The 12,756-nt window shown below is 48.8% G+C and carries 10 protein-coding genes; 4 read left to right on the top strand and 6 right to left on the bottom strand.

Annotated elements, in window-relative coordinates; genetic code table 11:
- Positions 1–15 precede the first annotated feature (15 nt).
- The 4 genes from BN102_RS07020 to BN102_RS07005 form a co-directional block, all read right to left on the bottom strand.
- Positions 16–1,350, bottom strand: coding sequence for an MFS transporter (locus BN102_RS07020; RefSeq protein WP_019208413.1), 1,335 nt, complete (start codon positions 1,348–1,350; stop codon positions 16–18).
- Positions 1,351–1,360: 10 nt separating this feature from the next.
- Entirely contained in the window at positions 1,361–4,291 is a 2,931-nt protein-coding gene (locus tag BN102_RS07015; protein WP_019208412.1) for a golvesin C-terminal-like domain-containing protein, read from the bottom strand.
- Between the two features lie 377 nt (positions 4,292–4,668).
- Positions 4,669–5,268, bottom strand: a complete 600-nt coding sequence (gene yihA / locus BN102_RS07010) for a ribosome biogenesis GTP-binding protein YihA/YsxC (protein WP_019208411.1) — start codon at positions 5,266–5,268, stop codon at positions 4,669–4,671.
- Positions 5,234–6,715: a sodium:solute symporter gene (locus BN102_RS07005; RefSeq protein ID WP_019208410.1), complete on the bottom strand. Its 1,482-nt coding sequence runs from the start codon at positions 6,713–6,715 to the stop codon at positions 5,234–5,236. Before BN102_RS07005 ends, yihA begins: the two co-directional genes overlap by 35 nt.
- Before the next feature lie 101 nt (positions 6,716–6,816).
- Here BN102_RS07005 and recR point away from each other — a divergent pair, with 101 nt between their 5' ends.
- Genes recR through BN102_RS06990 form a run of 3 tightly spaced genes read left to right on the top strand, consistent with a single transcriptional unit; the run spans position 6,817 to position 8,430 of the window.
- Entirely contained in the window at positions 6,817–7,431 is a 615-nt protein-coding gene (gene recR, locus BN102_RS07000; RefSeq protein ID WP_021311613.1) for a recombination mediator RecR, read from the top strand.
- 10 nt (positions 7,432–7,441) lie between these two features.
- Positions 7,442–7,900 carry a hypothetical protein gene (locus tag BN102_RS06995; protein ID WP_019208408.1) on the top strand — a complete coding sequence of 153 codons (459 nt, stop codon included), beginning with the start codon at positions 7,442–7,444 and terminating at the stop codon, positions 7,898–7,900.
- Entirely contained in the window at positions 7,897–8,430 is a 534-nt protein-coding gene (locus BN102_RS06990; RefSeq protein ID WP_019208407.1) for a GNAT family N-acetyltransferase, read from the top strand. Before BN102_RS06995 ends, BN102_RS06990 begins: the two co-directional genes overlap by 4 nt.
- Positions 8,431–8,437: 7 nt before the next feature.
- Here the strand turns inward: BN102_RS06990 and BN102_RS06985 are convergent, their stop codons facing one another.
- Positions 8,438–9,028: a YqgE/AlgH family protein gene (locus BN102_RS06985; protein ID WP_019208406.1), complete on the bottom strand. Its 591-nt coding sequence runs from the start codon at positions 9,026–9,028 to the stop codon at positions 8,438–8,440.
- A 708-nt stretch (positions 9,029–9,736) separates the two neighbouring features.
- Between BN102_RS06985 and BN102_RS06980 the strand changes: the two genes are divergently transcribed.
- Entirely contained in the window at positions 9,737–11,245 is a 1,509-nt protein-coding gene (locus BN102_RS06980) for a butyryl-CoA:acetate CoA transferase (protein WP_019208405.1), read from the top strand.
- A gap of 232 nt (positions 11,246–11,477) precedes the next feature.
- Here BN102_RS06980 and BN102_RS06975 read toward each other — a convergent pair whose 3' ends face one another.
- Positions 11,478–12,743: a sugar MFS transporter gene (locus tag BN102_RS06975; protein WP_425357567.1), complete on the bottom strand. Its 1,266-nt coding sequence runs from the start codon at positions 12,741–12,743 to the stop codon at positions 11,478–11,480.
- Positions 12,744–12,756 lie beyond the last annotated feature (13 nt).

Raw genomic sequence — 12,756 nt, 5'->3', positions numbered from 1 at the left:
GGTAACGCTATTTCGTCATTCTCTGCCGTTTTTAAGTCCGTAATGACGATCGACTTTTTGCCTTACCAGGAAGGTGACGATCACTGTAGGCAGGCAGCACAGCATGACCATCCAGAAAAACAGCTCGTACCCTAACCATTCCTGTAGGTAGCCTGCAAACATTCCCGGAATCATCATGCTGAGCGCCATAAAAGCCGTGCAGATGGCATAATGGGCTGTTTTGAATTCGCCTTCGGCAAAGTACATCATGCACAGCAGGTAGGCGGTGAAGCCGAATCCGTATCCGAACTGTTCGACGGCCACGCAGATCGCTACGAGGACAGCGTTTGTCGGGAGAAAAATGCTCAGGTATACGAAGGTCAGGCAGGGAAGCGTCATACAGGCTGCCATCGGCCAAAGCGATTTCTTCAGTCCCCAGTACGAGGCGGCGATCCCTCCAATAATGCCTCCGATCGTCAGAAACAATACACCGATCGTACCGTAAATGATACCGACTTCTTGTGTCGAAAGCGCTAAACCTCCGTTTTCGGCCGATCCTAACAGGAAAGGATTCACCATCTTGAGCAAGAATGCTTCGGGTAACCGGTAAAGCAACATGAAAAGAATGGCTAACCAGATGCTCGGCTTTTTGAAATAGGTGGAAAAGGTACGGCCGAAAGCCCGAAAAATCTTACCCGCTTTTCTATTCGCCTCGTTTGCTACGCGAGGCGCATCGGCTTTCGGTTTCGGAATAAAGAAGAGATGGTAACAGGAGATCGAGGCGAAGATGATCGCCGTCAAGCCCATTGTGATAGTCCAGGCCATCGGGATATGATTCGTTTTCGTTTCCAACACGCCTGCAATAAAGACGAGCACCCCTTGACCGAAGATGGATGACAGCCGATAAAAGGTGCTTCGGATACCGACGAAAAAAGATTGTTCTTTCTGCGTGAGCGCCAACATATAAAACCCGTCGGCGGCGATGTCATGCGTAGCGGAAGCGAAAGCGGTGACGATGAATAACAGCAGCGTAAAGTCGAAGAGCTCGATCGGTGTCTGCATAGCTTGAATGATTGTCGAATCGGGGTGGGGGATGGACAGCGTCAGCAGGACGAATGTGACGGCGATCAGTATTTGCATGGCGAATATCCACCATCGCTTGGTCTTGACGATGTCTACAAAGGGGCTCCATAGTGGCTTGATGGTCCACGGCAGATACAATAAGCTGGTAAACAGTGCCATTTCTCCGTTGGGTACTCCCATCCTCGTGAACATGGTCACCGAAATGGTATTGACAATGAAATAAGGGATTCCTTCGGCAAAGTAAAGTGTCGGGATCCAAGCCCATGGCGAAATATGCTTTCTTTTCATCCCTGTCAGATTAATCGGCGTTAAAGAAGTTCAATATCTTTTCCATCAGTAGATCGCGTGCTTGCTCTTCCCGTATCGATTCGAAAGGGAATCCCCATACGACGATCTTGTACGGCCCTTTATAGGCGATACCTGCTCCTAAGCCGTTTTCCGCATAACGCAATACGATTTCGGCGCCTTTTCCCACGGGGCGGATCGCGTCTGGCGCTTCTACGGCATACGACTTGTCATTCAACTTGTTATAATAAGTAAAGTTGCCGCTGAAAAGCGAATAGCCGGCATCTTCGCTCTCGATTTTCCCCTCGTGGGCAGCGTTGCTCTTTTCCCATTTGAATTTCAGCACTTGCTGCGTAAACCGCTGATCGGTTTCGTTCGGTTGCACGTATCGATTGTTCCATAAATCGCTGGCAACGAAAGCGCCCGACACGAACAGGTTCCCCCCTTGGGCGCAATATGCTTCAATAACATTTTGCATGTCGTGATCGAACGTCGCAAATTCCAAGGGATAGATACCTCCTCGTCCCATCTTCGAACGATATTGTTTCCCGAGTATTAGGTCTACGAACTGGTACTGATTCAGGGATACGCTCCGGTGGCTGACAGCCTCGTTGCTGCACGAGGTGAACGAGTATCCCGCACGTAACACGGCTGCCCCGTGCAAAGCGGGGTAATCGAAACGATTGCCGGCGACGACTGTTGTTTCATAATCGCTTTCGCTGTTTCCGAAACCGGTTTCATCATTCGACACGAACTCCGCACTCCGGTCGAACACATTCATTTTTCCGGTATAACTGATATCTTTCAGATAGGCTACACCATGATCTTCGTAGTCCAGAAAACCGGCGCGTAACGAGTCCTCCGGGTCGATGAAGTCGGCAGGTGCGCTGATACGGTCGAAACCGTTTACGATCAGCACGGTGCCTTTACTGCGACTGGCTCTTCCTACGGATAGAATTTCGGAAGGGAAGCTTTCTCCACCTGCATTTACAGCGGCGACTTTAAAGCTGCACACCGTATCCTGGGGGATGACGGTGCGGAAGGTTTGACTTTCGACTAAGACGCCGTTGTCGAAAGCGCCGTCTCCTGTACGGCGATAGACAATGTATTTCGTCGCTTTGGCCGTCGGTTCTAAGGGGTCGTCCGTCGGTTGCCAGCTCAGGGTCGCTTCGTTTTCGTCCGTCATGGATATTTCGAAATGGTTTACGGGCAGAGGCTGTACGATATAAGGCTGATGATATTGCCAGCAAAGAAATTGCAACATGCCTTTATAGATTGCTCTGCTTACCAGAAATCGGAAGCGAGGGTCGAGCCCATACCGCATGTCTGCGAAATTCTGATGCGAAAGGATTTCCAGCAGCATTGTCGGGACATGGGGGAAACGCGCCTCGTGGTACGGCTTGTCCCACTTTTCCCGTCTTGTCCAGTTCGGTTCGTAGGTCTTCCGTATGTCCCGGACTACCATTGTTTGGATGAGGTCGGTCAAATCGTGTGCCAAGTATCGCGACGCTCCGTTTTCATAGCGTCCTTTCCACGATGCGGTCTGATAGATGCCTAAGGTGCCGATGATCGAGTCGTTGTCGGTCAGTCCGGCATCCGAATGTAGTGCGAAAGCCATGTTTATCGGTATATGAAGGCCGTCTTGTTTTCTGAGCGCTTGCGAACCTCCGGCCAAGTAATTCACCCAATGTCCGCGACTCTTGAAATCGTCCAAATAGTCGTTTTCTCCCTTCGATTCCGAATAGATACTGTCCGGCGCTCCCGCCCATTGCAACCAATAGCGTGCTCCTTCGCAGAAACGCGGGTATCCGCTTGTCAAATAGTCGGCCTCTTTCTCACGGAGTGGACGGCGGGCTATATTGCCCCTTCCTCCGCCGATCTTGACTGCATCTGCCGTAACGATTTTACCGGTTGTAGCGGAACGGTTGGTGAGCGTCACCTTACACGCATCGCGCAACCCTTTTTCAAAGGTGAAAGTTCCCAGGTAGATCCAGGTGCCGCCGCCCATTTGCTGGTTGACTTTGAACTGCGTCTGCCCACCTTGGTGGTAAACGGTATATAAGGCGTCTTTCGTGCTGTTGGCAAGGGTTTTGTAAGCGACGTATACGGCATATTCTCCTGTTTGGGGGATGGCGGGAATCCATGTCGCCGTGCTCTCTTGCTCTTTCGTTACCGTTTCTGTTTGCCGATAAGTCCCGTCGTGAAACGGATTTTCGAATTCTATGTACGCCTCATGCAGGTGTGCGAAGCCGTATCCCGCTCCGTCTTGCCATTTTTTCAAACCGACCGTTTCTCTGTATTGAGAATCGGGATCTACGCCTTTATCGTTGTCTACGATGATTTCTTCCGTATTGGTGTCTCGTTCGCGGGGAATCAGTACGTTGGCGCCGGCATTCTCCAACATCGGAACGAGGAAAGGCAGCACGTAACTCTGCGTATAGAGATCTTCGACGGTTTCGAAAAGTCGTCCGCGCTGCCATTCCCAGCGAGGCTTCTTTTGATTGTAATAAAGTCCGTGACTTTGCCATAGGGCGATATGTCTGCAATGTAAACCTTGAGTGGGTCGATACGGTTTCGAAATGTTGGTCACCAATGGTGTGACGGGTGTCGGTGCAAAGAGCTTTCCTTCCGCCGTCTTTCGAGTTCGCAGAGGGGGAGGGATCAGGCTTTCGATAGTTCGCTTGTTAGTGATGATTTCAATTTTATGATTCGCATACTTCGTCGGCAAGAGTTGTTTAATTCCTTTATAAATCTCTGCTACGTTATCTTCACGGAAAGGGATATACGAGCAGTCGATGCCGGCGTTGAGGATAATCTTTTTCTCTACGACTCTCGTCGAAATAATTTTTATAGGATTCTTTAGGGCGATTTCTCTTCTTCCGATCGTTTCCAAGTATTCGCCGATGCGATTGCAAACAGAGGCGGGAAGTTGCTGGGCAGCCATCCGACATGGTAAAAACGGTAGTATAGAAAAGATAGGAAGAAGATATATTAGTTTCATAAGATCATTCGATTGTACCTACAAAACTATGTATTATTTCGATGCTGTGCAAAATTTTTAAGTCTTTGTTGCTATGGTTGCGGATGTTTGGTATAGTGCTACGGTTATCGCCCCAACTGTCCGGACAGAAAAAAGATAGGTAATCGTCTGAGCTGATATTATGGCACATTGACATAGCTGTTTCCAGGATGATCGTTCAAGAAGAACGAGATCGGTGAAAAGGTGGCATAGAATGCATGACGACTATAAATATCGTCGATAAACAGTTTCCTCAATACGGAGTTGCTACTTTCGACGCCGAAACCTTCGCTCGTATCCTCTCATCGAATGCTTCGATTGATTTGTTCAATGTAATGGAGGATTTCGTCTCGCCCGGTTTTCTTTTCGGCCGACGAGATAAAATAGGGCGGAAGTTCTTCCCACTGTTCCTGCAATCGGTTTAAATAAGCCTTTACCCGTTCCTTCCCACGATTCACGCTCAATTTATCTGCCTTGGTGAAGATTATAGCGAAAGGAATGCTATTTTCGCCTAACCATTCGATGAATTCCATGTCGATCTGCTGAGGGTCGTGCCGGATATCGATCAGTACGAACAGATTTGTCATCTGTTTTCTGTAGATGATGTATTTCTCAATGATTTCCTGAATCTTGGCGGTGGCTTCTTTGCTTCGTTTGGCGTATCCGTATCCCGGAAGGTCGACTAAATACCATTCTTTATTCACTAAGAAATGATTGATCAGCAGTGTTTTCCCGGGCGTCGAGGAGGTCAGGGCGAGTTTGGCATGATTGGTCAACATATTGATCAAACTCGACTTTCCTACATTGGAACGACCGATGAAAGCATATTCCGGCAATCCGTTCTGAGGACATCGGGTGTAGTCCGTATTACTGATTACAAATTCTGCGCTCCGTATTTCCATAATTATTGTTTTTAATGCTTAGACAATATAATCCGATAAAAGTAAGCGAGCCGTTGAATATCAGCATTTCGTATCCGAACTGGTAACCGGTCAAGGCAGATGCCGCGACATGGACCAGGTAGCAGATAAACGGGGAAGCTACGGCTATGTAAGGAACGTATCGATCCCTTGGGTGCAGTCTCGTGAATAACCCGAAAACAAATAAACCCAACAGGGGCCCGTACGTATAAGAAGCCATGATGTATAGCGCGTCGATGACGCTCCGATTGTTCAAGACTTTAAAGATCAGGATGCAACCGATAAATACCAGGGAGATGAGGAGGTGCACCCGTTTCCGCTGTTTCTCCGCTCGGGCTTTCGGCAAATCTTTGTTCCCGAGAATGTCGATGCAGAAACTGGTCGTCAGCGCAGCCAACGCCGAGTCGGCGCTGGAGAACGCTGCGGCAATGATGCCGATGGTAAAGAAGATCAGCACGGGGTAACCTAAATATCCGTTGGCGGCAAAGAAAGGTAATATGTCATCCCCCGCCTCGGGCAGAGCCAATCCCATCTGAGGGCCTGCGATCAGTAACAAGATGCCCAAGATCAGGAACAGGAAATTGACCGGCACGAAGGAGATGCCATACCAATACATGTTTTTTTGGGCGTCTCTCAAATTTTTGCAAGAGAGGTTTTTTTGCATCATGTCTTGGTCCAAGCCGGTCATGACGATCGTGATGCAAATGCCGCTGAAGAATTGCTTGAAGAAATTCTGTTTGGAATGCCAATCGTCGAAGACGAACATCCGGCTGTGTTCGTTATCCCTTACGGTCTGAACCAATCCGCCGAAATCGAGGTTCAATTCTCGACATACGCCGATAAGGATCAAAACCAACGTGGCCAACAGGCAAAACGTTTGGAAACTGTCTGTCCAGACGATGGTACGGATGCCGCTTTTACGGGTATAGAGCCAAATTAAGATGACGATGGCCACCACCGTTGCTGCAAACGGTATGTGCATGCTGTCGAAAACGAAATGTTGGAGGATAAGACAGACCAAGTACAGACGGATGGCCGCGCCGAGAATCTTGGAGAAAAGAAAGAACGAGGCTCCCGTCTTATAGGAACGTTTTCCCAACCTTCCTTCCAGATAAGTGTAAATGGAGGTCAGGTTTAGTTTGTAATACAGCGGCAACAGGATATGAGCAATGATTAAATAGCCGAAAAAGAAACCGATGCACGTCTGCATATAAGTCATGTCGATGTGCCGAACTATACCGGGAACCGATACGAAAGTGACGCCCGACAAAGAGGCGCCTACCATGCCGAAGGAGACGACGTACCATGGCGACTGGCGGTTACCTCTGAAAAAGGCGTCGTTGTCACTTCGCTTCCCCGTCAGACGGGAAACTATCAGTAAAATACCGAAGTAGGCGACGATCGTCAATAAGATGTAAATCGGACTCATGGAGTAAAATTTGAGCACAAAGATAGGAAAAATCGCGTAACTTCCATAAGTTTCCCGTATCTTTGCCCTTAAAAAGAGCAAAGGAAGGAAGAAATGAACCTATGAACCGACCATATCCTTCGGCATTATTGCAGAAAGCGATCGATGAATTTGCCAAACTGCCCGGCATCGGAAGGAAAACCGCCATGCGATTGGTGCTTCATCTCCTGCGGCAGGAGGTGGCTGAAGTGGAAGCTTTCGGCCATGCCGTTATCCATCTGAAACATGAGGTGAAGTATTGCAGAGTCTGCCATAATATTTCGGATACGGACCTTTGTCGGATCTGTGCCGATCCGTCGAGGGACCGTTCGACCGTCTGCGTGGTGGAAAATGTACAGGATGTAATGGCCGTCGAAGCGACCCAACAGTTTCACGGACTATATCACGTGTTGGGAGGAATTATCTCGCCGATGGACGGCATCGGGCCGTCCGACCTGCAGATCGACAGTCTGGTGGATCGGGTGAAAACGGGGGAAGTCAAAGAAGTGATCCTCGCCTTGAGTTCTACCATGGAGGGCGATACGACAAACTTCTACATCCATCGCAGACTGGCTGATTATGAGGTGAAGTTGACGGTCATTGCGCGAGGTATCTCCGTAGGCGACGAATTGGAGTACACGGATGAAGTCACGTTGGGGCGTTCGATTGTCGACCGAATATTGTTTATAGGAAATTGAACCGTGACGTATGGACGAACTGATCGAAAAAACGCTGTGCTGGCTTAAGCTGGAATTTATGGCCGTATGGGGCTTGTTTTTCCTGCTCGTCACGCTGTATGAGACCGGCTTCATGCCCGAAGGTGCTTTGGCGGGCGATGCGAGGACGGATTTCGTGCTGCAAACCGCAGGCATCTTGTTGACGGTGGGAATGATTCCGGTGAGTCTACGACTGTTCAGTCGGAATCTGACGAAACGGGTCCGGGAATTGTCCTTACCGGAGGCATTGAAGAGCTATCGGCGCTGGAACGAAGTCCGATTGAGTCTGCTCTTCGTCGCCGCGATCCTCAACCTCTCGTTCTATTATTTAACCATGAATACCACCGGACTGTTTTGCGGCCTGATGGCGCTTTTGGCCACTTTGTTTTGTTTGCCCACCCGCGACAGGCTGCTCAGGGAATTGGATATCGTCAAAAACGAAGGAGAATGAACTCTTTTCTGCAGGATAAAGACATAAAACTTCGCGCGCCGGAGCTGGAAGATCTCGAGGCGATGTACCGATTGGAGAATACGACGGACTTGTGGCAATATGCCAACGTGACCGGACCTTATTCGCGGTATGCCTTGAAACGGTTCATCGAGCAGTCGCAGAATGATTTGTTCTCGGACCTCCAGCTGCGGCTGATGATAGAGATTGCCGCGAAAGAAGTGGTCGGGATCATCGATCTTTTCAATTATGATCCATTTAATCGCCGAGCCGAAATCGGCATTATCGTCGAAGCAACCCGGCGTCGGCAAGGAATCGGCCGCACGGCCCTGACTCTTTTGACCGACTATGCTTTCCGTCGTTTGGCGGTGCATCAACTCTATGCGTATATCGATCGGACGAATACCGCTTGTCTTTCTTTGTTCGTCTCGTGCGGATATCGGGAATGCGCATGCCTTAAGGATTGGATACGTGCTCACGAGGGCGGATTCAGGGATGCGAGCATGCTTCGACTGATAAGTTCCCTCCCTTAGCAAGAGGTTAGTTGAGAATCGGGTAAAGCGGATAGGTTGCCCAAAGGGCGTAACGCCCGCCCATCTTGTCCAAGCAGTTCTTCCACAACTGTCCGGCGTGCAGGCTCAAGAGCAATTCGCTGTAACCGGAGCCCACGACCCAAGTGTTCTCCTCGATCTCGTGTTCCAATTGCCCTCTCTCCCAACCGGCGTATCCGGTGAAGAAACGGAACACTCCCTCCGTGACTCCGCCCTCGCGGATGTAATTCTTCACGGCCTCGAAATCGCCGTTGAGGTATAAACCGTTCGACAATTCGATGGCGCCTTCCAAGTCTTTCAGCCTATGAAGGTAAAAGAGCGTATCGGCACTTACCGGGCCGCCTTTATAGATCGGTATCCGTTGCGAATAAGCCAGGTCGGGAATGAGGTCGTTCAAATAGATATGCATCTTGAAATCTTTATTCATGACAAGCCCTACGCTTCCTTCCTCATTATGTTCGATCAATAAGATGACGGATCTTATGAAATGAATGTCATGAAGAAAGGGAGACGAAATAAGGATTTTTCCTTTTACAGGTTCCACCTTATTTACTTCGACTTGAAAGATTTGCATGTCCATAGAGAGTCTCCTCAAAATTGCCCTACTAATATACACATGTATTTTGAAATAAAAAACATTACCTCCCAAAAATATGTTATAATTTATTCGACGCAAATATTCGTCCTCGTCAGGAAGTTCTTTCCGATACGGGCCGGGCGACCTAATCGATACCTCCCTCAACCTATCCGGACACGTTCCCTAACCTATCCGGACACGTTCCCTAACCTATCCGGACACGTTCCCTAACCTATCCGGATACGTTCCCTAACCTATCCGTCTACGTCCGGAACCCCGCCGGCGCGGTTCTTTATCCCGTCGGATACGTTATACAACCTATCCGTCTACGTCCGGAACGTCAAATTTGAGGTTGTACAACCTATCCGCCTACGTCCGGAACGTCAAATTTGAGGTCCCTCAACCTCTCCGGCGAGGTTCGGAACGTCAACGGACAGGTTCCTCAACGTAGACGATTCTATTTTGGACGTCGACGGCGGGATCCGGAACGTCAAATTTCAGGTTGCCCAACATATCCGACGGTAGAATTTGAGAGTAATAGTAATCCGAAGATGGTTCAGACCCCTGGGTACTGATCTTATGTTTTTTAATTGTCATTCAAATTGGAAAACCATGATATAGATTTGAGACTTTTCTGTGATTTTAGAAAAAAGTATATAACTTTGCATCCGGTCTGATAAACTAATAACCTACTAAAACAATCTTATAAATATGGCTTATAAACGCTTATCGGCAGTTGAGGCTGCATCGTTGATCAAAAATGGAGAGAATTTGGCGCTTAGCGGTTTTACGCCGGCCGGTACGGCTAAGGCTGTGACGAAAGAACTGGCTAAAATTGCCGAGATGGAACACGAGGCGGGGCGCCCTTTTGCGGTGGGAATCCTTACGGGGGCTTCGACGGGACAGAGTACGGATGGAGATTTGGCCAATGCGCATGCGATTAAGTATCGCGCGCCGTATACCACGAATTCAGACTTCCGCAAGTATGTCAATAAGGGAGAGATACCGTACAATGATCTTCATTTGAGTCAGATGGCTCAAGAGCTTCGTTACGGCTTTATGGGAGCCGTGGATTGGGCTATCCTCGAAGTCTGTGATATCGAGGAAGGAGAAAGTGTTTGTAAAGCTTATCTGACGGCAGCCGGAGGAATCAGCCCTACGGCAGCTCGGTTGGCGAAACACGTTATTTTGGAGTTAAATTCGTTTCACAATCCCAATGCCAAATTTATCCATGACGTGTACGAACCGCTCGATCCCCCTTCTCGCCAGCCGATTCCCATCGTAAAGGTAGGCGATCGTATCGGTACGCCTTACGTGAAGATCGATGCGAAGAAGATTGCCGGCGTAGTGGAATGCTGCATCCCCGACGAAGCCCGTGCCTTTAAAGATAACGATCCGGTAACGGATACGATCGGCCACTTGACGGCAGAGTTTCTGGTCGACGACATGAAACGGGGAATCATTCCCGCTTCGTTCCTACCTTTACAAAGCGGCGTAGGCAGTACGGCGAACGCCATACTCGGCGCGTTGGGCAAAGACAAGCATGTGCCCGACTTCAACATCTATACCGAGGTGATTCAGAACGCTGTGATCGGGATGATGTTAAACGGTCGGGTGAAAGATGCTTCGGCCTGTTCCCTGACTGTTTCGAACGAGTGCCTGATGCAGGTATACGATAATATGGATTATTTTAAGGATCACCTGACGCTTCGCCCGAGTGAAATTTCTAACTCGCCCGAGGTTATTCGCCGATTGGGCGTTATTGCCATCAATACTGCCATAGAATGCGATATCTATGGTAATGCGAATTCTACGCATATCAGCGGAACGAAGATGATGAACGGCATCGGCGGTTCCGGCGACTTTGAGCGCAATGCTTACATCAGCATCTTTACCTGCCCTTCTACGGCGAAAGGAGGTCTTATCAGTTCCATCGTTCCTTTTGTCAGTCATCAGGATCATTCGGAGCACGATGTAAACATTATCATTACCGAGCAGGGCGTAGCCGATTTGCGAGGGAAGAGCCCTATGCAACGGGCCGAAGCAATCATCGAAAATTGTGCTCATCCCGATTACAGGAAGTTGCTCCGGGATTATCTGAAGATTGCCCAGGGCGGTCATACGCGGCATAATCTGCCCGTTGCATTTGCAATGCATGATACCTTGTTCCGGAAAGGGGATATGCACCTCACTGATTTTGCAGAGTATGTGAAAGAATAATGCTGTTTCCAATCAGAAAAGCGAGTGAATTGATCGTTCACTCGCTTTTTATATCCTTATACTTCAACAGCTTATCGGAATTTCGAATATCTCTTCTGTCAACATCGATCGCAGAAAGATTCATTTCGGTTATTTATTTCGTCGGAGTCTGTTTTGACCTCGGCGAGAACGGGCGATAGCATTTTCTTGATAATAAGGAAAGAAAAAATTTGGCAATGCCGATAAAGCCTCCTTATATCCGAAGCAATTTTTTCAGACTGATTGTCTTGTTGTTGATTAAAGGGTTCGCCCACAATCCGATAACCGTTATGTATCCCATAAAGACGAAGATGGTCATCATGCCCATGCGCAAAGAGGTCGAATCTGCAATTTGAGAAATCAGTAACGGGCCGACCGCCCCGCCTGAAAGGGCGGAGCAAAGAATTCCCGCAAAGGCGCCGTGATGTACCGCCACCGTGTTCAATGCCAACGAAAAAATGATGGAGAACATCATGGAAATGCTGAACCCGATCCATGGAAAAGCCCAGCGCGAAACCTCGGCCGGGCCGAATAACGCTGTTGCAAGCAGAATCATGGAAAGGATACCTGAACAGCACAGCAACTTCCGGCTGTCGATAAGTTTCAGCAGGATCATGCCCAGGAGGCAGCCCGCCATCATCAATCCCCAGAAAAGACTGACACTCTGAGCGCCTAAGGTGGTATGCTCGATGCCGTGATACTGTTCTAAAAACTTGCTCATATAGATGGCGATTCCCTGTTCGGCACAAACGTAACTGAATACTCCCAGAAAGAAGAGCCAAACGTGTTTTTGCCGAATTAACATCTTGTAGGAGGAAAACGTGTTGGTTTCGTCGGCAGAAGTTTCGATTTTCGGGAAACGGATGAAGATTACCGCCACGAGCATGATGAACAGAATGGCTGTAAAGACCCAGTATAAGGCCACCCATGGCAATTCTTTCGGAGTGACTTTAGCGAACAGATCGAGCAGGACGTTCGTTCCCGGCCGATAAGTGTGTGGGGCTAACGCATGCACTAAATAAATATAGACTAACGGACCGGTACTCGATGCGATTCCGAAAATAAATTGGGCCAATTCGGCTACAAATGCGTAATTCTCTTCACCGCCGACGGCTCTTTGCAACGGGTTCAATACGGTTTGGAGCATGGCCATTCCCAAGCCTATGATAAAAGAAGAGGTCAACAGCATGGGATAGATAGGACAGCAGGCGAAAGACAATGCCCCGATGAAAGGCATCAGAAAACCGGCGATCAACACTCGTTTCTCACCGTACTTGTCGATCAGGATTCCCGCAGGAATGGACATGACGGCGTAAGCTATAAAAAAAGAGGTAGGGATGAATCCGGCCATCGTCAGATCTTTCAGTTTGAAATTATCGATAATATCCGGAATCAACGGCCCTAGGATGTTGGTTATAAACGCAATCGAAAACCAAAACATCATGATTACCGCTAACATCCCCACTCTCCGTGCCGTCATCTTTTCCTTCTCC

Origin of the sequence: Phocaeicola abscessus CCUG 55929 (assembly GCF_000312445.1) — a bacterium.
Taxonomy (GTDB): Bacteria; Bacteroidota; Bacteroidia; order Bacteroidales; family Bacteroidaceae; genus Phocaeicola; species Phocaeicola abscessus.
Note: the sequence above shows the minus strand (reverse complement) of the source record. Positions and strands in the feature narration are given on the sequence as shown.

Excerpts from the sequence above, each read along its gene's own strand:
- BN102_RS07020 (WP_019208413.1), bottom strand. The coding sequence starts at position 1,350 with ATGAAAAGAAAGCATATTTCGCCATGGGCTTGGATCCCGACACTTTAC.
- BN102_RS07015 (WP_019208412.1), bottom strand. The coding sequence starts at position 4,291 with ATGGCTGCCCAGCAACTTCCCGCCTCTGTTTGCAATCGCATCGGCGAA.
- yihA (WP_019208411.1), bottom strand. The coding sequence starts at position 5,268 with ATGGAAATACGGAGCGCAGAATTTGTAATCAGTAATACGGACTACACC.
- BN102_RS07005 (WP_019208410.1), bottom strand. The coding sequence starts at position 6,715 with ATGAGTCCGATTTACATCTTATTGACGATCGTCGCCTACTTCGGTATT.
- recR (WP_021311613.1), top strand. The coding sequence starts at position 6,817 with ATGAACCGACCATATCCTTCGGCATTATTGCAGAAAGCGATCGATGAA.
- BN102_RS06995 (WP_019208408.1), top strand. The coding sequence starts at position 7,442 with ATGGACGAACTGATCGAAAAAACGCTGTGCTGGCTTAAGCTGGAATTT.
- BN102_RS06990 (WP_019208407.1), top strand. The coding sequence starts at position 7,897 with ATGAACTCTTTTCTGCAGGATAAAGACATAAAACTTCGCGCGCCGGAG.
- BN102_RS06985 (WP_019208406.1), bottom strand. The coding sequence starts at position 9,028 with ATGGACATGCAAATCTTTCAAGTCGAAGTAAATAAGGTGGAACCTGTA.
- BN102_RS06980 (WP_019208405.1), top strand. The coding sequence starts at position 9,737 with ATGGCTTATAAACGCTTATCGGCAGTTGAGGCTGCATCGTTGATCAAA.
- BN102_RS06975 (WP_425357567.1), bottom strand. The coding sequence starts at position 12,743 with ATGACGGCACGGAGAGTGGGGATGTTAGCGGTAATCATGATGTTTTGG.